This window comes from Paenibacillus sp. PDC88 (assembly GCF_900106725.1).
In the GTDB taxonomy this organism is placed as follows: Bacteria; Bacillota; Bacilli; order Paenibacillales; family Paenibacillaceae; genus Paenibacillus; species Paenibacillus shunpengii.
The window spans coordinates 750,590-775,248 of the sequence record NZ_FNNT01000002.1 but is presented as its reverse complement, the minus strand read 5'-3'; the positions used below and the strand labels follow the sequence as shown (position 1 = coordinate 775,248).

The window sequence follows — 24,659 nt, the reverse complement described above, 5'->3', positions numbered from 1 at the left end:
GAGTCATCAACTAATTTTTTATTAAGGAGTGTCTAGTGACATGCGCAAATATCAACAAACCAATGATTTTAACGAGATTGTATATGGACGTCGTTCCATCAAAGTATATGACCCTGCTGTAAAGATCAGCAAAGAAGAAATGACCGAGATATTGGAAGAGGCGGTTACAGCTCCTTCGTCAATTAATATGCAGCCGTGGCGTTTTGTGGTCATCGAAAGTGATGAGGCCAAAGCTACACTTGCTCCACTTGCAAAATTCAATAAAGACAAAGTACTTTCCGCTTCTGCAGTGATTGCGGTCTTCGGGGACATGAATAATTTTGATTACGCTGAAGAAATCTATGGTAAAGCCGTAGAGCTTGGCTATATGCCTCAGGAAGTCAAAGACATGCAGCTTGGTGCTTTTAAACCGATGTATGAAAACATGTCGGATGAAGCTATGCGTGAAATTCTTCTACTGGATTCCGGTTTGGTATCGATGCAGCTCATGCTTGTAGCACGTGCCCATGGCTATGATACTAACCCAATCGGCGGATTTGAGAAGGATCAGATTGCTGAAGCATTCGGCTTGGACAAAGACCGTTATCTACCGGTCATGCTAATTACCATCGGTAAAGCAGCAAGTGAAGGATTCACCTCTTATCGTTTGCCTGCCGACAAAGTCGCTGTGTGGAAATAATCGGTAAGCAGATGGAATATGCGGTATGGTTACCTTGCACTCTTTGGGGATTTGCATTATATTAATTGATAGCTCAAATAATGAGTGGAGGTCAATTATATGGAATGTTCATTCTCAGAGCAGGAGCAAATTCTGCATCTGCTTAAAAATCTGAATAATCAGATCAGCCCCAAGTTTGAAAGATGCACGGGAATCAGCTCATCTCGTTATGACTTATTATATCAGCTGTATCTTGCAGATGAGGTCAACCAGACTCACCTGCAGAAAGCGATCAATATTGACAGTGCCGCCATTACTCGTCATCTGAAACAACTGGAAGCAGACGGCATGGTCGCCAGAAGACGCAACCCTTCTGATCAAAGAGTAACCTTTGTTCGACTGACCGAAGATGGTCGGAAGCATATCGTCAATTACAAGAAAGAAAAGACAACTTTCGTGAATCAAATGCTGATGGATTTCAGCAAGGAAGAAGTCGACGTTCTCAATGATATGCTGCAACGCATGCAGAGCAATATTAGTGAATACTAAATGACTACTAGAAAAGGCAGGTCATCATAATGATCATCGTTCATGCTAATTTATTTATTAAACCGGACCAGGAAGCTGTATTTCTTGAAGAAGTCAATTCTCTTCTTGCAGCAACGCGAGCTGAGGAAGGAAACATCAGCTATGAACTCATGAAATCAACGGAGCAAGAACATAAGTACACCATGGTTGAGCTGTGGAAGGATATGGAGGCAGCAGGAGCACATAATGCAAGTGCACACTTCACTGCCTTCACTCACAAAGCCAAAGAGCTTCTGTCTGCACCCATGGAACTCAAAATATTCAGCGGCGAACCTCTAGAAGTTTAATCTAACGTATATAGGTATATATCACCTATTACACCTAAATTACAAGAAAGACCTTGGGAATATACAGTATCCCAAGGTCTTTCTTGTAATTCAATTCATTTTATATGATCCCAAACAGGATGAAACCGATGGTATTGATAGCAAGGTTGGCACACATATGTACCATCCAGGAAGCATAGATATTCCCGTTTCTTTCATTCAACCAGTTGAAGAGCATACCTGCGACGAAGAGACTGACAATCAGTAAGACGAACAAAGGAATCGTAAACCAGCTTGTCATCATCGCGATGTGATAGACTGCAAACGCTCCTGCGCTGAACAGATAAGCTAGCCTGCGGCCGGCAAGTTTTTTCAAAGTTAAGAACGCAAATCCTCTGAAGAAGAACTCTTCGAGCAATGAATTTATAATTGATATATAGATGGCTACGAATACAAAATTTCCCGCATTAACCCCCATATTATTCTGCAGTGCTCCCGTAACTAGGGTAAAATCAAAGTAAGGTCCTATGAGAAAGTAGTTTCCCAAAATGAATATAAATACTCCGATGCCTAGCAGCATGGCAAACTTTAGACTCTTCTTATCGAATTTGAATAAGGCCCGAAAAGAAACCTCCCTGCTAAAATAGGCGTACAGCGCCGGTAAGGTGAGAAACAGCATGATTTTGATGATGGATTTAACAGCATAATCCGGTTTAAGTACTGCATCGACATAGCCCATGATGACACAGCTGAATACCACAATGAGTATTATACTCACCCAATTTTTCCTTGAGTTTAACATTTTAGATCTCCTAACCCGATTTCGACAATATTCTACGTCTACATGACAGTTTCTTCTTCATAAGATAAAGTAAAACTGCAGTGAAAACCCCTCTCTACCATACCTTATCACCATCAAACTATACTTGAATGGATTGAAGCACGTCAAATTTCATAGGTCATTTTATCCAGAAGTTATTTCGCATCTGACGCAGGTCAGGTATAATTTGACTATTAAATATTGCAAGAAGGTGAAATTAGCATGTCCCATGAATCCATTCTCGTTCTGGATGACGAGCTCGAAATTAGTGAACTTATCCGATTATACCTGGAAAGAGAACAGTATCATGTAACCACGGTAAGTACAGGGCAGGCAGCGATTCAAGCCGTTTACGAGCTGCAGCCTGATTTGATTATTCTTGATATTCTGCTTCCTGACATGGACGGATTAGAAATTTGCCGACAGATTAGAGATCATACCCCTGCCCCCATTCTTTTCTTGAGCTGCAAAGGTGAGGACTGGGATAAGATTAGTGGATTAAGTGTAGGAGCTGATGATTATATGACGAAGCCGTTTAGTCCGGGAGAGTTGGTTGCCAGAGTTAAGGCACATCTTCGCCGGGTCCATCGACAGCCTCAGCCTGTAGTCACTAGCAATGAGGTAATCTATGATCGTCATATTCTAGACTTCGGAGATTTGTTAATTAATGAAACGACGCATGAAGTACATATTCGCGGAACAGCCGTGCAGCTGTCTGCTACGGAATTCAATATCCTGCATAAGCTAGCATGCCAGCCGGGACGTGTTTTTCCAACTGAGCAGCTATTTGACTTTATATGGGGCGCAGACCACTACGGTGACACCAGAACCGTAATGGTTCACATCAGCAATTTACGCAAAAAAATCGAAGCCAATCCATCGATGCCGCAATATATCCAGACTGTACGCGGAGTAGGTTATAAATTCCACGCACAGCCGGCTGCTTCAGGTGCTCAAGAAATAAAAGGAAGTTTAACATAGAACGCACTGCCTTGACCCAATGTGCTCTCTACCCAGATTTCACCGTCATGCAATTGAACAATTTCTTTGGCTATAGCAAGACCCAGTCCACTTCCACCATACTTTGAATTGCGGGATTTCGAAGCGCGATAGAACCTTTCAAATACATAAGGTATATCCTCTTCCGAAATCCCTACCCCCGTATCCTTCACCTGTACAACTAAATGGGGACCTTCATCGCTAATGACCGCCGACAAAGCAATCGAACCTTCCTGAGATGTATGATTGATGGCGTTGCTGATCAGATTCGTAAATACTTGTCCCATCCGCTCCCGATCCACCAAGATGTGCATGTCTTCCCCAGGGGCTGCATCCATCATAGTAGGGTCAAGACTCACCATGTACTCAATTCCCGCCTGCTCAATATCGAGCTCATATTTCTGTGATAACCATTGTACGAATACTCCCGCATGCATTGGAGTCTTGGTCATCGTTAACTGCTTGGCCTCCATTCGGCTCAGCTGCACCAAATCTTTGAATAATCTCTGTATACTGAGAACTCTGGAATGAATCACCTTTAAATATTTGCGCTGTTGTTCCTCTTCTGTCACGACACGGTCCAGGATGGCTTCGACATAGCCTTGAATCGAGGTCAGTGGTGTTCCAAGATCATGCGATATATTAGCGAGGAGCTTCCGCCGATCATTCTCCATCTGCATCAATTCTTCTGTTCGTTCTTTGACCTTATGCTCCAGTGTTGATATCAATTTCGCATGCTCGATGGATATTGCAGCCTGACCTGCCAGCATATGCACAACCATTCTCCGCTCATCGTTAAATACATGAGAAGTAAACCGATTCTCCAAGTATACAATCGCATTCAATGTACCCTGATGCAGAATTGGAATACACAGGATGGAGCGCACTTCATTATTTTGTATATAGGGGTCTTTGACAAACAATCCTTGTCTTGAAGCATCATCAAGCACTACATCTTCACTTGTTCTCGCTGTATATTGCACAATGGACAACGGAACTTCCTTATAGGTATGGATCTCTTCAGCTGCTGTGTGTCTGGCTGTACCATCTCCAACCTTGCCTCCGCCTTCTCCTTCGGCTTCTACATAGAGACCCTCTGCTTGTTTAACAACGAGTACGCCTCTGGTTGCACCTGATATCTGAATCAGGATTGTCATAATTTTCTCAAGTAGTGTTTGAAGCACAATTTCCTGAGACAGAGCTTGTGAGACGCCCATTATGGCTTCCAGATCCAGAAAATCTGTCGATATCGTCGTGGTTGTATTATACGAGCCTGATTTAAATTCCGGATAAATATCTCCGATTCTTCTCACCTTGTGCACGACACCCCACTGCTCATATAAATTGTAAGCCTCCGCCATGTACAGACGGCCTGCCGTCATCCGGCCTTCAGCCAAACAGAAGTCTGCCATGCGTTCAGCAGCGATTGCGTTAAAATGATGAAAACCGTTAGCTCTAGCCCCCTCCACGGCTTGTTCATAGCTTCTCTCGGCCTGCTTCAACTTACTTTCAGCACGGTATCTTTCTGCTTTGATCAGCAAATAGAGGTGCTGATAGTTCTCAGGTGCTTCTCGCGCCCAGCGATACAATTTGCGTTCGCACTGACGCGCTTCCTGAAGCAGGGGCTTCTTCCGATCCTTCGAAACCTACTCAATCAGCGAATATATCGTTAACGCCGTGTATAATTCATGTTCTACCTTATGAAACAAGCCGAACGAAGCGGCCAGCGCCCCCTTTGATCTTCGTGACATGTCATACGCGGTTTCATAATCTCCTGATAGATAAGACAGCATCATTTTTTTCATGTAAAAGACCTGGATGACAACCTGGTTCTGGATTCCCTCCAGTTCTTTAATCCATATCTCTTCCTCGGCCTCGCGATCAGACAGCATGACGTTTGGGCCATAGCTTTCTGTAAGGCGAATATGTGTCTTACGTACTAATTCAATCATATGCACTGTCTCTGGATTGCCCGTTTGTCTCAAGAAAGGCAAATGCCTGTCCGCCTCTTCAATCCATCGCTCAGCAGGCAGACCAAGAAAATCATGCGCAAGAAGGATATAGGTCACTGCATAGCCTGCGTACACCAAATCCCCCGCTTCCATTCCGGCATGGTAGGAAGTCCATAGGTCGTCGACAGTATGACGTAAGTGACGTTTCCAGGGAGAAATAAATACAGCAAAGGTAAAGTGTGTCTTGCAGCGAAGTCCTGGATGTTTGAACTGGTTGCTAAGCTCCACCCCATAACAACCTAGCTCATAGCTGCGGCTATACATTCCGTATCCAGAGCCTAACAACAGTCCCATCGCGTTATAAGCGTTAGACGATTCGGTAAAATTACCATAATGGATCGAATATTTGACGATCGTCAGCATCATGTATAAATATTGAGTTGGATTAACGAAGTAAGCAGATGTCGCTGTGTCCATGAGGAGTTTCATCTGACTTCTGATCTCATCTTGAATCTGGGGAGCCCGTAAGTTACGCTTCTCTCTGCTTCCTTTTCTAACCCTTTGGTACATAATATCGAATAGAGACAAATGCAGAGAAGCTTGACTTGGAGCAGCATTTAACTGAAGTCCAAAGATACGGTTCAGTCCTTCCATTCCCATGGATATCGTTCTTTCGTGCTGACCACTCTGCGTATATTGATTGATCATGACGGTGTAGACCGCTGCACGATGGGTTGAAGTCTTTGCCAGCTCGAGAATCTCTTCAAATCCTTGTTCCGTTTCTTCAAATCTTCCTTGCAGTGAATTGGACTCCCATCTCCCGAGAAATAAACGGAATGCCAGTTCATAGGAAAGCTCCCAATCCCGCTCCTCAAGAAGCTCAATTCCACAAGAATACCATTCTGCAGCCGAGTCGTATGCACCGGAGGCTTTGGCTTGCTCCGCAGCAAGCTGAAAGATCTGAGCAATGTGCAGCCTCTCGGATTCATCATTCAGCAATGACAAGCCTAGCCGGTAGTGATGTGCGGATAGAAATAAACGTTCCTCGCTATCTCCAGCCGTACTGCGTGCAATGAGTCTTGCCGTCTGAAGATGAATTTGCTGTTTCTCGTCCATATTCAACAGATGATAGAAGAAGTCGCGAATTCGGTCATGGAGGAAGATATATTCATAGGGACCAGAGGGTGCAATTAATCTTAGATCAACTAACGGATTCAAATGAAGCTGAAGCTGTGCCATATCAATTTGCAGTAGATCAGCAAGAAGCTCCGAATCAAATCGATCTGCAATACATGAAGCATACTTCAAGGTTTCCTTCTCGCATTCTGCCAATTGATCGATTCGCTGCAAGAGGAAGCCTGACATCTGATCGGATACCTTCCTTGTCAACAGCTGTTCCTCATCCCACATCCAGGTTCCCGATTTCTCGTCCAACCACATTAAATTCTGTTCGATAAGACTATATATAAATTGTTTCACATCAAATGGGATGCCTCCGGTATACTCCATTACAAGCTTCTGGAAGCGATGAGACTGCTGTATACCCAATCCAAATGTATCTTCAAGCAGTGCATGGATTATCTCTTCATCCATAGGAGCCAGTGTAATAAGTTCAATTCCCTTTATCCGGGAATTAAGCTCTCCAACGAACCATCTGAGCAAATGCTCCTTCTCCCAATCCTCTGCCCGATATGCACCGATCAGCATCAGTGAAGGCGCATTTGATGCCGTCATTAAGAAGTGCAGGAGCTGCAGCGAGCCCGGATCTGCCCACTGAAGATCATCCACGAACCATACGATCGGCCTGTGCTCTGCCAAGCACTCCAGCAGCTGAAATACCGCAAAATGCAGACGATTTTTCGCTTCTGCAGCCGATAGCGCCGTCAGCGAATCCGACGTGTCTTGAGTACCAATAATCCACTCTAATTCAGGCAGCATATGAACAAGCACACGCGTGCTCTCCTTGAGCTTCTGGGTAATTCGATCCTTCCATACAGCAAGCTCATCCTCGGTTTCAGATGATAGGGAGCGTAAGATTCCACGCAATCCCTGCAGCACACCACTATAAGGAACCTGACGCTTCAAGACATCAAATTTACCGGAAACAAACAGTCCTCCCCCAAGTGTTACATCGAGCATGAGTTCCTGAACCAAGCTCGACTTCCCTGAACCGGCAAGCCCGCTTACCATCGCACATTCCGAGCTTCCAAACTGAAGGCGCTCGTACAGCTGTCTAAGTCTTGCTGCTTCCTTATCTCGCCCATACAGGCCGCTTGGTATGTAGAAGACGTCCTTCTTATCTTGCTTTCCAATTACAAATTCGGTTACATATCCATGCTGCTCCAATTCATTAAGGCAGTGGGACAGATCATGCTCCAAGCCTTGTGCACTTTGATATCTATCCTCCGGGTTCTTGGACAAACATTTCATGATAATGTCAGACAAGACCGAAGGAATTCGAGCATCCAGATGAGAAGGCGGTATCGGTGTACGCGCCAAATGACAATAAACCCATTCCATCGGCGATTCCGCCTGGAATAGGGGTACACCTGTGAGCATTTCGTAGAAGGTTGCTCCAAGGGAATACAGATCCGTTCGATAATCCACCATTCGGTTCATCCGCCCCGTCTGCTCAGGTGACATGTAGGACAGCGTTCCTTCTAATTGCCCATAAGCTGTCGATCCTACATACTCAGACTGAAAGCGGCTCGCTATACCAAAATCTGTAATCCAAACATTGCAGCTCTCCGGCTCTACAATAATGTTTCTTGGCTTCAAATCTTTATGAATAATTCGATGTCGGTGTAACTGCCCGACGATGGAAGCAATTGAGATGGCAATCTCTAGAGTTGCTTCAAGCGTTAGCGAATTTTCTTTAATCAATTGCTGAAGGGATACACCCTCATTATCCTCAAGCACAAGTGCATATCCATTGTAGTATGGGATTAACTCGATCGATTTGACGATCCCTTGTATAGAAAGATTCCTGATCATGTCGTATTCTTGCTTTAATTTTTGCCATTCTTCGACAATAGGAGGTTCTGTTCTCGGTACTTTAAGTATGTATTTCTGATTATTCTTACTAGAGCGTGCTCGAAAAACACTTGCATACTTCCCGTCATTCAATCGTTCGTAACCGGAATATTCGCCAATTCTCATCTTCTTCACCTTTTCACTTATACTTATGGCACAGGCATTGAGATCATTATACGTAAAAGCGTTGTCAGTGAGAAGGAGTTTTCTTCCATTATTCGACATAAAAACTTCTATCTACATTGCCCCCAGTTCTGACCACGACATCGAAAAATAATGATTGGATTCTCCTCTGAAGATCATCGCATGATTTGTCGGATTGGCCGTGATATCAACAATATACCTCGCACCGATCTTATCCCATCGTTTAATCAAATTCCCCTCTGAGTCAAACACGACAATGGCCATCCCTATTCGATGATCTGCGTAGCTGAGCGGCCAATAGGTATAGCTATTGGATCTTAAGACAGGATAAACCTCTTTGGGTTCAAAGGTGTCCGGTGAAGTCAGGCTCAGTGCCTTTAGATCCGCTGGAATAGAAGGTAAGAATTGGATCGGAACCTGGTCAATTTGGAAAAAACGCTGAGGTTTAGGTGAAGCTGTAGGTACCACATCGTCTTGCGTCCATGAGGCCCGTGCCTGGTCCATTTGATTCAATTGAAGCACCGCATCTGACAGCTGAAGCGCGTTTGCCTTGGTTACTGCAGGTTCTACAAAATTCACGACCATCTGCTGCAACGTGACACGTGTAACAGCATCCCCTCTGTCCTGCATTTGGTCTAATTGATACTTTATGTAGTGGATAGAGCGAATGATGATGTCTAGTCGATTCAAGGTCAATAGCTTCATTGCCCGAATATGATTCAGATGCTGAATATTTCTGCGAAGTTTATTTCCCAGCACCATCTGCTGTACTGCACGGATTCCAGCGGCCGCCATCGCTGCGACAGCACCTGCTGTCAATGCGCCTGCAGTCAGACCGACGCTCACCTCTGGACCGAAGGCTGAGCCAGCGAGCTCCGCAGCCCAAGCCGAATCAAATAATCCGGCTCCGATGTGCTGTGCTGTAGCTTGAGGAGCAAGCAGCAGAATTGAACCAATCACTGCAGCCGTACACATCATTAAACTGGAAATCCTCATCGGCGTACGGTTAGCCCCAGTATCATGTGTCAATTCAGACAGCTTCCATATTTCATGGAGCTCTGCCTGTGGAGCAAAGTCATGCTCTGTATATAGCAGACCCAGTTTATCATGAATTTCATCGTTTAATTCCTTGAAATGCTTATACTTCTCCTTCATTTGGTGAAGCAGGGATTCTATATCAGCATACAGCTCAATCCACCTTGCTCTACGTTTATGATTGTCCCGGAATAAATTCAGCATATCATCCAACTCTTTCTTTATTCTGATCGTGCTCTAACTTCATTTGAGCAATACATGACAGATACGTATCAAGCTTGTGATATTCGGTAATGCCTCGCCCAATCGCGGGATTGTTCAAGGAATCGACTTGAAATCCTGATTCTGGATGAACGTAACCCAGCTCGCAGCTCGGCAGCTTCGGAACGATATCAGGCACATTATATATACGAAACGTACGAGGAACAGCCTGTTCATATGTCTCTGTGAACACTCGATCCCCTACCATGGGTGAACCATAAGTGTAAACCTCTGTATCTATATTGTAAAAAGCGGCTGCAAAAGCAGTGAGCTTAGCTAATGCACCCCCGAGACTATGGCCTGCCACTGTCAAATGAGAAGCATTCATATCCTCAATGTACGCTGTGAGCATCTGAATCTTATTTGTCGCCGTACAGCAGACCTTCAAGGATCGATACATCCTTGCGAATCCTTCCTCCACTTTGCCGATTCCACCTGGTTCAGTATAGGACAGCAGGAAGAAATCATAATGCTCTGCCCATTTAAGCAGCACAGCTGTCCCGCGGAACAAGATTGCATAGATGGAAGGATCGGTGATCGATTGGATGATACAACCGATACATTGTTCCGATTGCCATTGGAATTGAGAAGGCTCAAGCGTAATATTGGCAATGATACGCCAATTAGAAGGACATGAGATATTTGGAGTCGTACCCGCATCTGAAGCCCCATCATCTGCTGTATACAAAGCCTTGATCATGTTTCCCCACCGCATTGCCTCATCTCGATTAAGCACCGGATTAACCATAATGAACAGCTCCAATATGAGCTTCAATCACTCGAATCGTCTCGCCCAGTGCCGGCGAGATCAGCTCAATACGCTCGATCCACTCTCCAGTCAATTCTTGTTCAAGCCTTAGAGTAAATACATGCAGAACGGAAGGTAATAATGATGCATGATCTTTAACGGGAACAGGGGTGTATACCTCTCTGGTTACCGTTATCGGTGAACCCGGTTCAACTCTCCAGTCATATCCGGCAGAACCCGAATCGTTACTGACAGCAACAAACGTTTCCTCCCCTTTCGCCAATCTGACGATAACTTTTGTTACAGGAATTGATTGGGTATGCATCAAAATCTTCCTTTCTATATTGGGGTTCCTCACTTGGTACTTATGATCTTACAAGAATCGGTTAAAGTTACGTTCAAGCCAATCTAAAGATTAGCTAAAGATCGTTCTTAATCTTTAGTTAAAAAACTTAAATTTTAGAGTGGGATATATAAACTTAAACCTTAAAATGCTAAATTTGAATCTGGGAATGCTAAATTTAAGCATAAAAAAACACCGTCTTTTATAAGACGATGCTTTGGGTAATTATGGGTTATATTTTACCGTCCCAAGGAAGTCCCTTGTGATAGCGGTGACGGTCATGTGCATGCCATGGTGCCAAATAATCAACACCGAGAAGATCATATTCATACATCTCCCAAATCTTGCACTGCTTCTGACTAGAGCCTGCTGCATGAAGAATGGCATTCACTGCTCTTCGACCCGCTTCATTTGCACCTTCCATCGTAGCGAGATCCGTGTTGGTCTTAACATAGTCGGAGGCGAGGAATAAGTTTGGAATGGAGGTATACGCATTCGGGCGCAGTTCCCAAGTTCCTACCTCATTGATCAATAGGGGCTCCAGATTTACCGTATGATGCGGATTCTCGAAATGTATATCTGTATCCAGGAACCATGAATGAAGCACTTCATCACGCAAAATGGTGCTGCCTACATTCAATCCCCTCTTTAGCTGCTCCCATACTTCTTCTTTAATCTCCTCCGGTGTACAATCCATAGCCGGTTTGCGAATATGTATTCCTTCGGTTTCCCAATCAGATATATCTACTGACAATACGCCTTTAACTTGTCCGTCTCCATAATTACTCCAATCGAAGCCATCCCAGAATTGGGCCTGCGATATGGAGGTTAATGACCATGGAGAATCAAAATACATCACATGGCCAGGGGCCACTGGAACGTCTTCCTTCAAATAGAATTGAATACCGTTCATCCAGTCAATGGACTTCGATAGCAGGCGGATGTTCGCTAATTCATGATGAGCCGATGCCATCTCGTTCGTAATAAAGTCTGCCATAATCTCAACTGGAAATGCAGCAACATAATAATCAGCTGTAATCGTGCTGCTCTCTCCATTCTTCACTACCGTAACCCCGCTGATCTGACCGTTCTTATAGTGGAGTTCCTTCACCTGCGCCTCAGTTTCGTAGATCGCACCTTTGCTCTCGATATAATGAACCCAAGCGTCAATCCAGCGATTATTCGTAGGTCCATCCAGAATGCGCACAAACGATAAGCCTGGGGTCAAAATATCCAGCGTCATCTGTGCCGCAACCGTACCTACCGTTTTGGTATTCGCCTTAGTGGACTTGCACGCGACCAGCGTCTTCGTAATATTGCCAAACACTTTGCGGAAGGCTGGAGAATATTTGTCTGCTTCAATGAAGTCCCACCAAGGTATGTCCTGATACTCATTCTCTCGTCTCTCATCACAGCTGGTCATGACCTGCCATAGCTTGGATGTATACTGTTCCAGATCAGCTTCTGTTAAGCCTAGTCCATTATCAAATAGCAATTTGATTAAATCTCGGAGATCATCAAGTGAGAATTTCACCTCGGTCACGAGTGGAACGAGTGGATGTGTATCTGTAGAAATATCCAGACGGGGCACTTCCACCAAATTATCGTATACCACCTTCCCATTTTCATAAGGGATTTTCTTCATCGAATCAATGACATGTCTATAGAACTTCGGGAACAACCGAAATCCGTGCTCGCCTGGAAGATCCGAACGATCTCCTACAGCAGAACCGGAATATGGCATGCTGCGTGCCTTCCCCCCTGGAATGGCTTTGAATTCGTACACCTCAACTTCAAAACCGCGATCGACGAGCTCATGTGCGGCCGTTAAACCTGCAACTCCTCCACCTAATACTGCTACTTTCTTGCCCATACTTCCCCTCCCCATGTTATCTGAAGTATAATTCTTCCTCATCATAGCAAATTTCGACAAAAAAGTATTTCATCTATTTTGAAAATAGAATCAATATCATCGTATTTTCATGCCGTCCAAAATATAGTTGTATGTGAAAAAAAGAACTTTGAATTAAGAAATGCTTAATCCAAAGCTCTTCTATTATATTTCATCCAAAAGATTTATTTGCTATCTTCTTGATTATTCTTGTCGGTATCTGGTTCCTTCGTCATCTTTTCGAATACGACTCTGCCTATCAATATTACTGCAATAACACCTATCGCAAAAAATACACCTGCATACACCTGTAACGTTCCTCCCCATTCCCTTATGATCCATAAGGTTGTCTACAGTGTATTATAACCTTCTATCTGCGACAGATGATTGAACACTATGTGAAATCGCTGATATTGAAAAAGAGTACTCACGGCTACCTGATGGTAACCATGAGCACTCTGACAATTATGAATCGTCTTATAATTGCAATTCTATTTCGTCTCCAGAACCTTCTCAGCAGACTCCATCCATTGGTAATGGAAGGTTCCTTCCTTGTCCACACGATTGAACGTATGCGCGCCAAAGTAATCACGCTGAGCCTGCAGCAGGTTTGCCGGAAGACGCTCTGTACGATAGCTGTCATAATATGCGAGCGCAGAAGCGAACGCTGGAACCGGAATGCCATACTGAACGGCGATAGAGACTACTTTTCTCCAAGCTTCTTGATAGTTGTTCACTACCCAGCCGAAGTAATCATCCAGCAGCAGATTTTTGAGGTCTGGATTCTTGTCATAAGCTTCCTTGATATTCTCGAGGAAACGGGCACGGATAATGCAGCCTCCTCTAAAGATCATAGCAATACTTCCGAAATTCAGATTCCAGTTGTATTCATCTGATGCAGAGCGAAGCTGTGCAAATCCTTGGGCATAAGAAGCAATTTTGCTCGCATACAAAGCTTTACGAACCGCTTCAATAAATTCTTTAGCGTTACCATCATAAGGTTTAGTATCAGGACCGCTCAGAATCTTGCTGGCCGCTGCGCGCTCTTCCTTCATTGCGGACAGGAAGCGAGCAAATACAGACTCAGTTACGATGGAGAGCGGAACCCCTAGATCAAGAGAGCTTTGACTTGTCCATTTACCAGTACCCTTCTGACCTGCAGCATCCAGAATGACATCAACCATCGGCTTGCCTGTATCAGGATCTTGTTTGGAGAAGATATCGGCTGTAATCTCGATCAAGTAGCTGTCCAGCTCACCGCGGTTCCATTCTGTGAAGATCTCATGCAGCTCATCTGTGTTCAGGTGAAGAACATCCTTCAGTAAGTGATACGCCTCACCGATCAGCTGCATATCACCGTATTCGATACCATTGTGAACCATTTTCACGTAATGACCGGAGCCGCCTTCTCCAATATAAGTGGAGCAAGGGTCTCCATTTACTTTTGCAGAAATGGCTGTAAGAATAGGTTCCACGAGATCATAAGCATCTTTTTGTCCGCCAGGCATAATGGCAGGTCCTTTAAGTGCTCCTTCTTCACCGCCGGAAACACCAGCTCCAATAAACCGAAGGCCTTTGGCTGCGAGCTTTTGATATCTGCGTTCGGTGTCAGGGAAATAGGCGTTTCCACCGTCAATCAGAATATCTCCCTCTTCCAAGTGAGGCACAAGCTGTTCAATAAGCGCATCCGTCGGTTCGCCGGCTTTGACCATCATCATGATCTTGCGCGGTGTTTCAAGGGATGCTACGAATTCCTCAATACTGTATGTGCCCACAAAATTTTTACCTTCTGCTTCTGCCAGCAGTTCTTTGGTCTTCTCTGACGAACGATTATATAAAGCTACTGTGAAGCCTTTGCTCTCCATATTTAAGGCCAGATTCTTACCCATCACCGCAAGGCCAGCTACCCCGATTTGTTGTTTGCTCACGAATCTCTTCTCCTCCTGTTTCGGTTTCCAGTTTACTTGGATTATTTCACGCTTTTTTGCCAATCCGCTGCAAATTTCTCAAGACCTTGATCAGTCAGTGGATGCTTAGAGATTTGCTCAATAACGGAGAAAGGTACAGTAGCGATATGCGCACCTGCCATAGCAACACGTGTTACATGATCCGGATGGCGCACAGATGCTGCGATGATTTGTGTATCCAGGTTGTGCGTACGGAACAATTCAGCTACTTTGGATACCAATTGAACGCCATCTTCTGAGATATCGTCCAAACGGCCAAGGAATGGTGATACATAAGTCGCACCCGCACGTGCAGCAAGAAGCGCTTGGTTAACTGTGAATATCAATGTAACGTTAGTTTTGACACCTTTATTGGCAAGATAACGGCACGCTTCAAGACCTGCGAGGGTCATTGGCAGCTTGATCGTTATGTTCTTATCGTTGTTATTAATCTTAATGAGCTCATTTGCCTGCTCAATCATCTCTTCTGCTGATATCGCGTCAGGCGTTACTTCTGCAGATACGGATTCTACATCAGGTACAAGCTGCAAAATTTCTTCAATTCGATCTTCAAATTTCACGCCTTCTTTGGCTACCAAAGATGGATTCGTTGTTACTCCAGATAGCACTCCGACTTTATAAGCTGTTTTAATATCCTGTACATTCGCTGTGTCAATAAAGAATTTCATTTTGTGTAGCCTCCTGTAATGTGTATTAATATGGATTTGGTAAATATATAAATTAATCTGTAGACGAATGAATCTCACATCTCGCATCTCACATCTTGGACTAAGAATGTGAAATTCATTCAGATGAACAGAACTTACCCAAAGTTTATCCTACAATAACTTGTGCAACGGGAGTAGCTTCTGAAGATTCATCTTCAGCAGTAGACTCCGTTTCAAGTAAGGCAAAGGTCTCATCCGGCTCATCAAACCACCATATATAACCGTCATGAGCAAGCATTTCATTTGCTGCTGCCGGACCATGAGAACCTGCAGGGTACGGATGAAGCGGCACTTCATTCTCAGCAAAAGCCTCAAGTATCGGTTGCACCCATTTCCAGGATAGCTCCACTTCATCCCAGTGCACGAAGAAGGTCGAGTCGCCAATCAAGGCATCGTTAATCAAGGTCTCATAAGCTTCAGGTGCTTCGGTGCGGTCAGGATATAGATCGATGTTGACCGGCTTGAACCCACCATGATGCTCACGGTCCTTCGTATTCAGCTGCAGCGTGATTCCTTCATCTGGACCAATATCAAAGATGAGCAGATTAGGCGTAATGGATTGCTGAGCACTTCCAAGTGATTTAATCGGATCTTTGAATTCAACAACCATCCGTGTGTGCTTGGATTTCAAACGTTTGCCCGTACGGATATAGAACGGAACTCCACGCCAGTAGTAGTTGTCAATGTTAAGCTTGGCAGCGATAAACGTATCATTCATCGAGTCTTCTGCAATGCCTGGCTCTGCAGCATATCCTTGGACTGGCGTTCCATGAAGTGTTCCAGCAGTGTATTGTCCGCGCACGATGCGTGTGGCAACATCCTGTCTCTGCAGAGGTTCAAGGGCTTCAAGCACCTTTTTCTTCTTCAATCTGACATTCTCTGCAGTTGGGCTGTTCTGAGGTACCTGGATGGCCAGCATCATGAGCAGCTGCAGCATATGGTTCTGGAACATGTCACGTACAGCACCGACATGATCATAGTAGCCTGCGCGTTCTTCCACTCCAACGGTTTCATCAGCCGTAATCTGAACGTTCGCAATGTAACGATTATTCCACAAGGCCTGAATGACCGGGTTGGCCTGCTGTAATGCTTCAAGACGCTGAACCATCGGCTTGCCAAGATAATGGTCTATTCTGTATATTTCCTCTTCAGAGAATGCCTCGCTGAGCTGAGCATTCAGAACTCGGGCTGAAGTCAGGTCATGTCCGAAAGGCTTCTCGATGACAAGTCTCTTCCAGCCCGTAACCTCACCGAGTCCGCTGTTCTCGATTTGCGATGCGATCGTTCCGAAGAACTCGGGTCCTACAGAAAGGTAGAAGAAACGATTCGCACGGCCTCCATGAGCTTGCTCCCACGCTTGAACGCGTTCTTTTAATTGAACAAAATCCTCTTGTTTATCAATATTTAAAATATTAAAGCCGAATAAGCTTAGAAATGCTTGTAACGTATGATCTTCCTTCACTTCGAAACGATAAAAATCAAAAAGAGACTGCTTAACATGGGCCTGGAAGGTTTCATCAGATAAGCTTCTTCTTCCTAGTCCAATCAGAGAAAATGTCTCTGGCAGCTTTCCGTTTAGAAACAAATGATATAGTGCTGGATATATTTTTCGTTTGGCCAAATCGCCTGTAGCTCCAAACAATACAAAAGTTGTAGGGTTCACTTCCATTATCTCCTTCCTGCTGAGAGTACACAGTCACCGAAAATTTTGTATGGCTGCGATCATCTCTGGTATCTATTTCTTAGATACACTATAATACAAAGCACAGTTATACATGTAATTAATATATTTCAGAGGAGATATAGACCACATCTATGACAAATAATTATGAACTATACAAAGTTTTCTATTGGGCTGCCAAAACAGGGAGTTTAACCCAGGCAGCAAAAGCATTGTACCTTACACAGCCTAGCGTAAGCCATGCCATTAAACAGCTTGAAGAGAGCTTTGGCGTGACTCTGTTTTACCGTACCTCCAAGGGAGTTAATCTAACGCAGGAAGGAACCATTCTATTTTCATATATAGAACAGTCTCAAATTATGATCTCACTTGCCGAGGAAAAAATGGCAGCATTAAAAAATCTGGACAGCGGAGAACTCCGTGTGGGAGGCAGTGATTCGTTATTTAAACACTACCTGCTTCCATTTCTCGAGGATTATCACGCGAAATACCCGGGCGTCAAGCTGCATCTTAACCATGGAACCACACCTGAGGTCATTTCTTACCTCAAAGAAGGCCGCATTGATCTCGGAGTCGTCCGAATGCCAATCGTCGATTCCCATCTTGAAGTAACCGAAAGTATTCAGCTACAGGATTGTTTTGTCGCAGGAGAACATTATGCAGAGCTCAAAGGGGTACAGCTGTCTATGGAAGAGCTGATGGAATATCCCGTCATTTTATTCTCACGTAACAGCCGGGCCAGAATGGCCGTCACTGAGCTGTTTCAACGATATGGATATGAGCTGAAGCCTGAGATTGAAGTCGGCAGTGTGGACTTGCTTATTGAATTTGCCCGAAGGGGTTTAGGGATATCGTATGTCACTCGTGAATTCGTGTCCAAAGAACTGAGGGAAGGTTCTTTATTTGAGATTGAACTGGATATTAATCTGCCTCCATCCAAGGTAGGCGTTATGATTATGCGTAATATGCCCATATCCAGCGCAGCAACAAGGTTCCTTGAAATGGTGAGGTGACTCTAGGCAGGGTATATAGAAGTATACTCAGCGAACAGGAGGGTCTGATCTCCGATGAAACCATTCGATTATGATTTAAAATATGACGAGCTTGACCTTAGACAGCACCCGGAACTCTATACGATTGGCCGTGGTGAACAAGGTGTCCTGCTTGTTGAGCCCTACAAGAGTGAGATTCTCCCCCACTGGAGATTCAAAACACCCGAAATAGCGAAGGAATCCTCCAAGAAGATATACGACATGTTTCTTCAATATAAGAAGCAGGACGATTTTGTAGGAATGGACATGGCACGGAAATTTTTACAAATGGGCTACACACGTGCAAGGAGATATGCAAATCATAAAGGCGGCAGAAAATATGCCAAGGAGGATGGCTCCCTTCTGCCATTTCAGAATGATCCGGTAAAGGCGGAGGCAGCGGCTATATTCAAAGCCCAGTGGGAGATTGCAAAGAAAGATCCAGATTATGTAAAAATGAAAGGCATTCATCGACAAAAGTATGAAAACGCATAGGTAGGAAGAACACATTTTCTGAATATTAAAATACCTTTATGAAAAAGTTAATAAGAAGTTCACAATTTATTGAATGAATTATTAAATATTTAACAATCAAACATTTTTCCTTTAAAAATTGGTATGCTGTATACAGTTGAACTAAAGATTTAACAGAAACATGTAACATTCAGGCTAGACAGTAGATCAAATTTAGTTCAATCTATATAGATATACTAATTTAATCATAGAAGTGAGTGGAATTATGAGTACAATTAATAACAGTTCAGGATCAAGTGCGCAAGCGGATGTTCAATCCCTGCCACAGGTTTTCTTTGCGACCATTAAGACAGGAATCATAAAATCAAATCTCATCGCGATGTTTGCCGGACTTAGTATGGCGCTCTATGTATTCAATGTTTCGTTTATTGACCATTTGGGCGCTATTATCTTGTCGATTATTGGTTCCTCGCTCGTTATCGGTTCTGCGGGTACATTTAACAATCTGTACGACCGGGACATCGATGCCATTATGCAGCGAACCAAGGATCGCCCGACCGTCACAGGCAAAGTGGATACAAAGTCAGGTCTTATCCTCGGATTCCTGATGAGTGCTCTCGGTATACTGCTGCTCTATTTTAGCTCACCGATGGCTGCGTTTTTTGGATTTCTCGGATTATTCCTATATGTAGTGCCTTATACGATGTGGACCAAACGGACAACCATTTACAATACGGAAGTAGGCAGTATATCCGGAGCCGTTCCGCCGCTTATTGGATGGTCTGTTATCTCGAGCGAGCTCGGACATTTCGAAATTTGGGCGCTGGTTGCGACGATGCTCATATGGCAAATGCCGCATTTCTATGCGATCGCCATCCGACGATTGGACGAGTACAAAGCAGCCAAAGTACCTATGCTGCCTGTTGTAAAAGGAGTCAAACGAACTTATCTCCAAACGAATTTTTATCTGATATTGCTTATCGCTTCAAGTGCTCTGTTCTGGCCATTTAACCCTTACATTGCCGGAATTGCCTTTGCCTTAAGTCTTGCCTGGTTTATCTTCAGCTTGGTGAGCTATCGCAAATCAGACATTACGGGTTGGGCGAAGAAGATGTTTATCTTCTCCTTGAATCATATGACCTTATTGTTCCTGATCGTCATTATTTTCTCCCTGATTGCTCAAATGCTAAGATAGTGTGAAATCATTGCATATTGAAAGATCGAATAGCAAAAAAACCCTAAGGTTTTCTTAACATAGAAAAGCTTAGGGCTTTTTTTATTTGAATTTATGTATGAGTTAGACGAAACCTCATATCCTCTAAAATATCCTTTGCAAGCTCATCTGGACGCTTATGACCGGCATCCAACAGGAAGGCTTGATTGCTAGAAGAAGATATCAATTTGGTTCGCAGAAAGAGTGATCGCTCGATGTACTGTCCATCCCCTCTCTGTTGAAGTCGTGTGTTCAGCGTATCCGGCTCTGCATGCAGTACTGCGTAGTGAAGTTCCACACCCATATCAGATAACTGTTCGCGAAACCACTCAAGCTCATCTTCGACGACAAAATCAATAACGACAGGAATTCCGTTCTGAATCAAGTTCCTTGTAACTGCTGTAATATTTAGCCATGCGATTCGAAGGCGCTCCTCCCATTCGGGTTCAGTATCTCCACGGTATACATGAAGAAGCAGATCTCCTTCGATTAAAGCACACTGGTTCATTGTATCAGCCAAAGCCTTGGATACTGTCGATTTCCCAACTCCCAGTGGACCAGAGATTAGATAAACGGATGATGTTTTTTCCAATTGGATCAAGAGCTAGCCTCCTCACTATAAATAATCAACGGATCCTAATGACCGATCCATAACACTTAAGTTACAATCGGTCATTTAGGAAGTTGTTTTCAGCTGCATTCTACTGAATAAATGTCAGTCTTCCTCCGATTGACCGAATATGATTCACATCAGCATACAAGATAAAGTAATTATAATAGGTCCCTCCAATTTGAACAGGGCGTGGGTATCTGACAATAAGCGCTGCTTGTTGATTCATTTCTGGAGGCTGATCTGCCGATGGGTAAATGAAGCATGCCTCTTGATGTTGAATCGATGTCTGGATCACCATTGGTGAAGAGCCATAGGGCATTAAGGGATGATAGGCTTCGGAACTGCATACTTCGGAAATATCCTCACTGCCGGATATGGCAGATACTTGAAAAAAACCGTCTGGTCCTTCGTACCTCTCCTCACTCACCTGACTCCAGTTAGCGGGATATGGAAAGGATACCATGTAGATGAAGCTTGTGAAAGTATAATGTGGCGACCTTCGAATCTTAGGGGACCACTGAAGAGCAGTAATTTGACCTCCGTTAATCAGGTTTACCGGCCTCTGCTCACTGATATCCACAATCCAGAGCTGACTCGCCCTTTCTGCATTGGTGCATCCTGATAAGTATGCGATTTTTTTACCGTCTGGAGACCAGTCAACTGGTGTGGAGAAACAATTAGATATCGTAATCGTCCTTTGATTGTTGCCCATGAAACTGTCGATCTGGATGTGTGAATAATAAGTAGGCTCATTAAATTCGGTTGCACTGTATGCGATGTTTTGTGAATCAGGTGACCAGGCAGGAAAATAATTTTTAGAAAGTGATCCCCCTGCTAGAGTATTCGTAGCCCCGGTTTCTAAATTTACAACCGAAATCAATGATATGCTTGCACCCGGGAAGGTATACAATATAAATTTGCCATCTGGAGAAATCCGAAGCTGATGAAGCGGACCGCCCGTATTTCGCGTAATTTGTCTCCGATTTGAACCATCAGTCCGAATGCGGTAAATTTGTGTATTTCCGTTAATGTCGGGAGCTGCAAATATTAACTCTTTACCGGAAGGGAACCACTGTGCATCACTAGCTCCTACCTCTAATAAGAAATAACTCCGGTGTGTGAAGGTATCATAGATCATGATTCGCCCATTCTTCACATAAACAAGTGACCGGCTGTCTGGTGACCAATCGAGCAGTGTGTAAGGTTCTATCTGATCGATTCTGGCGATCGCACGCGTCGCGATATCGAGCACAAAGACTACATTATTCACACCAATGAAAGCAATTTTGCTGTTATCCGGAGCCCAGTAAGGGACAGAGAATTCCATGCCCATCCCATCCGTTAACCTCGAATTTAAACCTCCATTCAGTTGGTATAGCCAGATATCATAAGATCCGACACGGTTTGAAGTGTACGCGATCCACCCTTTTTCAATGTCTTGAGAACCCGCTTGCATGACCAACATCCTTTCCTAGACCTGATTCATCATACGTTCTAGATTATTCAGTGAAGCTCAATTAGGCTACTGTCACGTATTGGTGAAGTTGTCACCCCTTTATGACATTTGAGGATATTTACACTGTAGGGACATTTAACCAGTCAAATCAAATGAAAATGCATAGAATGTAAGCATGACCAGCAAGGAGGTGAAGTAAATGAGCGGATATGAATATGTTGGCGGAACTTACAACGGTGGTTCTCATAAAGATGGAAACAGCATTGCTGCGATCCTCGTTCTCTTCATTTTGCTAGTTATCATTGCAAAGGCATTTAAAGGATATTAATAAGTAGTAGTCGCAAAAAATATGCCCATCCGATTTGCATGTCGGATGGGCTTTTCCATCATATAGCTGGATCGGCTAGCTTCAATGACGACATCATATCCTGTATCCGTTTTGCTCATACTTCGAATCGAAATTCTTTCACTACCCATTTTAATGGATTGATCAGATGGTGAGGCAAGAGAGATGGATTCTGGTGTTTTATAGTACCCACTGGAATCTTTAACCAATATTTCAAGACTACTTATTTCTTCAGTTTGCAACGTATCAAATCTAAGCTCAAAATCATTTAAGCCGGTAGTGTTGTTAAATTGGATTTGAGTTGTGGTAGGCTGCATTTCGATTCCATTTACATAGAGCAGTGACCTGCCGAAAAACCAATGTTCTTGCTCTTCTTCTATTCTAATATGCCCTTTTATGAGGATTGAGCTTGGTGAAGCAGTTATGGATTCAAAATATATTACTCCTGGATCCACAGAAACAGATTGAGAAACTTTCTCTTTAACCAGGCTCTTCATTGCTTTGCTTTGCTGGCATCAAATTTGAAAGAAATTGGATATGATGCACTTTCTCCATTATCAAGCCACTCATTAAATGTGACGGTTAATGTTCTAGAGAAGGGACTGATTGGCTCAAAGCTATAGACTCCTTCTACTAAATACGGTTCCCTTTGGTTGATCAATAGAGTAATGCATAGTGAATGCATTATCATCGGCTATTACCCTCTCAACCGTAATCACAGTACCATCATCTAGAGTTATACTCTTGTTTACAAGCTGCCCGTATAAGATCAGCCTGTTCGATACTTCTTAGTCGCGTTGTCGTGTAGTTCTTCCACTCTTTTTGCTTTACTTTTCGAGAATCCTTACCAAATTTCGGTATGTTACTCACTTCTTTTATTTCGAATGTTCTATGGCATTAGGGGTAAACTACGGGTGAGGTGATAAACATATGAGAAAATGGATGATCGTACTCCTTATCTTTATCATAATGAATGGATTTTCAGTAGCTGAAGTTAACGCCACTCCCGATCCACCTGAGGAATCCAATCAAATGGAACAAAGTGGAACTTTTGAACCTTTTCGACGCGGCAGTTTTCGTTCACCAAGACGCAGCTATAATCCCGGAATTCGTAACCCGAATCGCACAAATCAGGGAAGACAGGATAATAATGTGAACAATCCTTCCCAACCCAGAACGACGCCTACACGAGGAACTGGATTTGGCGGTCTTGGCGGCCTATTCGGTGGGTTGGCATTAGGTACCATTATAGGATCATTGTTTAATCCATTCGCAGGCTTCTCCTTGGGCGCCCCCGTGCTCTCTTTGCTCAGTTTTGCATTATGGATTATCGTAATCGTCGCGGTTGTTCGTATGTTTCGTAATCGTAGGAAGAAAGAATATTAAGAATATCCGGCCGTTAAAGTCCTAGTTCACAAAAAGGCCTAGGATTCTTGCGGCCATCCGCATTTAGCAAAGACTATATGGTCACAATCCATATCGTTTTTAATACAATTCGCTTTCTCAACAGGGATAAACATAATGATAAAAGAGAGCAAGGAAACGATATTACTTATATAAATCCTGTTTATTCGAATTAAAAAAGACAACCTCCGATGCAATCAGAAGTCATCCTTTCAAGTCCCCTTAGTTAGAAACCCTTGGCTTAGTTGGATCACAATTGGGGCTTTGAATTTCACCCAGTGCAGCCAGCTTTGATAAATAATAACATTCTTCTCGATACATATGGTCTGGCATTAACGGATTTATTCGATCCAACACTTCACCGCGCAGCTCCAATTCCTCAAGTTCTGCCAGAAAGTGCATGAATACTTTCATTTCAAGGTCTATATCCGCATGAAATTTTGTGAGTGCAGGAAAGTCTTTTAAATGCGTACGTAAATATCCTGCCATTTCCACTGACTTGAGGTAAAATCCTTTGAAATTGTTCTGAAATGTATTACTTTTCTCAATAAGCTGCATTTCAGCAAAATCCAAATCAGCAGCCAGACTGGCTGCATGGCCATATGCATCCTGCAGCCATAGCATATCATAATGGAGCGGATGAAATACTGGGACACCTTGCCCTTCAAGCAGCGCTATTAATATCCGCTGATACTCCTCTAATTCGTTTACCATGTGATTAATGAAGGAAGGCGTCAGAAGGATATCTACCTTACCTTTAAGCTGACGTTCCAGCAAATATAATTTGAAATTTCGAAGTTCTTCTGTGGCTCGATTGGCTTCATACGTCAGATTTGATATATTTGTCGATGCATCCGAACGTCTCGCTTCATCGAGCAGGGTATCAAATCGGTTTATCAAACGTTCTGCGGTGGCGACATCCCCTTTTTCCTTAGGTGAAAGCGCAGTAAATATAAACCGACAATGATCACCAAGAATTTGCAGCCAAAACCGATGCTCATACAACGCATCACTCATCAAATTTATCCT

23 protein-coding genes are annotated in these 24,659 nt (G+C 43.7%); 9 read left to right on the top strand and 14 right to left on the bottom strand.

Going from position 1 to position 24,659, the window contains the following annotated elements; genetic code table 11:
* The first annotated feature begins 40 nt into the window (after positions 1–40).
* The 3 genes from BLW49_RS10190 to BLW49_RS10180 all read left to right on the top strand — a co-directional run bounded on the left by BLW49_RS10190 (position 41) and on the right by BLW49_RS10180 (position 1,533).
* Positions 41–679, top strand: coding sequence for a nitroreductase family protein (locus tag BLW49_RS10190; RefSeq protein ID WP_090724400.1), 639 nt, complete (start codon positions 41–43; stop codon positions 677–679).
* A 99-nt stretch (positions 680–778) separates the two neighbouring features.
* Positions 779–1,207 (top strand): MarR family winged helix-turn-helix transcriptional regulator, encoded by a 429-nt coding sequence (locus BLW49_RS10185; protein WP_076313813.1) that lies wholly within the window; start codon positions 779–781, stop codon positions 1,205–1,207.
* 29 nt (positions 1,208–1,236) lie between these two features.
* A complete protein-coding gene (locus tag BLW49_RS10180; RefSeq protein WP_076313812.1) occupies positions 1,237–1,533 on the top strand; it encodes a putative quinol monooxygenase in 297 nt (98 codons plus the stop codon).
* A gap of 100 nt (positions 1,534–1,633) precedes the next feature.
* Here the strand turns inward: BLW49_RS10180 and BLW49_RS10175 are convergent, their stop codons facing one another.
* Positions 1,634–2,314: a CPBP family intramembrane glutamic endopeptidase gene (locus BLW49_RS10175; RefSeq protein WP_090724398.1), complete on the bottom strand. Its 681-nt coding sequence runs from the start codon at positions 2,312–2,314 to the stop codon at positions 1,634–1,636.
* A 240-nt stretch (positions 2,315–2,554) separates the two neighbouring features.
* Here BLW49_RS10175 and BLW49_RS10170 point away from each other — a divergent pair, with 240 nt between their 5' ends.
* Positions 2,555–3,313, top strand: a complete 759-nt coding sequence (locus tag BLW49_RS10170) for a response regulator transcription factor (protein ID WP_076313810.1) — start codon at positions 2,555–2,557, stop codon at positions 3,311–3,313.
* Here BLW49_RS10170 and BLW49_RS10165 read toward each other — a convergent pair.
* The 9 genes from BLW49_RS10165 to zwf form a co-directional block, all read right to left on the bottom strand.
* On the bottom strand, positions 3,286–4,920 hold the full coding sequence (locus BLW49_RS10165) for a GAF domain-containing sensor histidine kinase (protein ID WP_090724396.1): 1,635 nt from the start codon (positions 4,918–4,920) through the stop codon (positions 3,286–3,288). The genes BLW49_RS10170 and BLW49_RS10165 overlap by 28 nt on opposite strands.
* Positions 4,921–4,977: 57 nt before the next feature.
* A complete protein-coding gene (locus BLW49_RS10160; RefSeq protein WP_177178698.1) occupies positions 4,978–8,442 on the bottom strand; it encodes an ATP-binding protein in 3,465 nt (1,154 codons plus the stop codon).
* 111 nt (positions 8,443–8,553) lie between these two features.
* Complete coding sequence (locus BLW49_RS10155) at positions 8,554–9,699, bottom strand: hypothetical protein (protein ID WP_090724393.1); 1,146 nt, start codon at positions 9,697–9,699, stop codon at positions 8,554–8,556.
* 1 nt (position 9,700) lies between these two features.
* Positions 9,701–10,504: a lipase family protein gene (locus tag BLW49_RS10150; RefSeq protein WP_090724391.1), complete on the bottom strand. Its 804-nt coding sequence runs from the start codon at positions 10,502–10,504 to the stop codon at positions 9,701–9,703.
* Positions 10,497–10,829, bottom strand: coding sequence for a hypothetical protein (locus tag BLW49_RS10145; RefSeq protein ID WP_090724390.1), 333 nt, complete (start codon positions 10,827–10,829; stop codon positions 10,497–10,499). Before BLW49_RS10145 ends, BLW49_RS10150 begins: the two co-directional genes overlap by 8 nt.
* Positions 10,830–11,079: 250 nt before the next feature.
* Positions 11,080–12,720: a hydroxysqualene dehydroxylase gene (locus BLW49_RS10140; protein WP_090724388.1), complete on the bottom strand. Its 1,641-nt coding sequence runs from the start codon at positions 12,718–12,720 to the stop codon at positions 11,080–11,082.
* Positions 12,721–13,229: 509 nt separating this feature from the next.
* A complete protein-coding gene (gene gndA, locus BLW49_RS10135; RefSeq protein WP_090724386.1) occupies positions 13,230–14,666 on the bottom strand; it encodes an NADP-dependent phosphogluconate dehydrogenase in 1,437 nt (478 codons plus the stop codon).
* Positions 14,667–14,707: 41 nt separating this feature from the next.
* Positions 14,708–15,373: a fructose-6-phosphate aldolase gene (fsa, locus tag BLW49_RS10130; RefSeq protein WP_090724385.1), complete on the bottom strand. Its 666-nt coding sequence runs from the start codon at positions 15,371–15,373 to the stop codon at positions 14,708–14,710.
* 145 nt (positions 15,374–15,518) lie between these two features.
* The gene (gene zwf, locus BLW49_RS10125) at positions 15,519–17,075 is read right to left on the bottom strand and encodes a glucose-6-phosphate dehydrogenase (protein WP_090724554.1); all 1,557 of its coding nucleotides are present in this window, start codon (positions 17,073–17,075) and stop codon (positions 15,519–15,521) included.
* A gap of 152 nt (positions 17,076–17,227) precedes the next feature.
* Here zwf and BLW49_RS10120 point away from each other — a divergent pair, with 152 nt between their 5' ends.
* The 3 genes from BLW49_RS10120 (at position 17,228) to cyoE (ending at position 19,793) form a co-directional block, all read left to right on the top strand.
* Positions 17,228–18,106, top strand: coding sequence for a LysR family transcriptional regulator (locus tag BLW49_RS10120; protein WP_090724383.1), 879 nt, complete (start codon positions 17,228–17,230; stop codon positions 18,104–18,106).
* A 54-nt stretch (positions 18,107–18,160) separates the two neighbouring features.
* Positions 18,161–18,619 (top strand): DUF4385 domain-containing protein, encoded by a 459-nt coding sequence (locus BLW49_RS10115; RefSeq protein ID WP_090724380.1) that lies wholly within the window; start codon positions 18,161–18,163, stop codon positions 18,617–18,619.
* A 244-nt stretch (positions 18,620–18,863) separates the two neighbouring features.
* On the top strand, positions 18,864–19,793 hold the full coding sequence (gene cyoE / locus BLW49_RS10110) for a heme o synthase (RefSeq protein WP_090724379.1): 930 nt from the start codon (positions 18,864–18,866) through the stop codon (positions 19,791–19,793).
* Between the two features lie 91 nt (positions 19,794–19,884).
* Here cyoE and BLW49_RS10105 read toward each other — a convergent pair whose 3' ends face one another.
* Positions 19,885–20,412, bottom strand: coding sequence for a P-loop nucleotide/nucleoside kinase family protein (locus BLW49_RS10105; protein ID WP_090724377.1), 528 nt, complete (start codon positions 20,410–20,412; stop codon positions 19,885–19,887).
* A gap of 100 nt (positions 20,413–20,512) precedes the next feature.
* The gene (locus tag BLW49_RS10100; RefSeq protein WP_143042107.1) at positions 20,513–21,880 is read right to left on the bottom strand and encodes a PD40 domain-containing protein; all 1,368 of its coding nucleotides are present in this window, start codon (positions 21,878–21,880) and stop codon (positions 20,513–20,515) included.
* Positions 21,881–22,079: 199 nt separating this feature from the next.
* On the opposite strand from BLW49_RS10100, the gene BLW49_RS28535 reads away from it, so the two are divergent.
* Positions 22,080–22,208, top strand: coding sequence for a sporulation protein YjcZ (locus BLW49_RS28535; protein WP_143042106.1), 129 nt, complete (start codon positions 22,080–22,082; stop codon positions 22,206–22,208).
* Here BLW49_RS28535 and BLW49_RS10095 read toward each other — a convergent pair.
* On the bottom strand, positions 22,205–22,723 hold the full coding sequence (locus BLW49_RS10095; RefSeq protein WP_090724375.1) for a hypothetical protein: 519 nt from the start codon (positions 22,721–22,723) through the stop codon (positions 22,205–22,207). The two genes, BLW49_RS28535 and BLW49_RS10095, sit on opposite strands and share 4 nt — an antisense overlap.
* A 433-nt stretch (positions 22,724–23,156) precedes the next feature.
* On the opposite strand from BLW49_RS10095, the gene BLW49_RS10085 reads away from it, so the two are divergent.
* A complete protein-coding gene (locus BLW49_RS10085) occupies positions 23,157–23,612 on the top strand; it encodes a hypothetical protein (RefSeq protein WP_090724372.1) in 456 nt (151 codons plus the stop codon).
* A gap of 240 nt (positions 23,613–23,852) precedes the next feature.
* On the opposite strand, the gene BLW49_RS10080 is transcribed toward BLW49_RS10085, so the two are convergent.
* Positions 23,853–24,647, bottom strand: coding sequence for a DUF2935 domain-containing protein (locus tag BLW49_RS10080; RefSeq protein WP_090724371.1), 795 nt, complete (start codon positions 24,645–24,647; stop codon positions 23,853–23,855).
* Between the last annotated feature and the right edge of the window lie 12 nt (positions 24,648–24,659).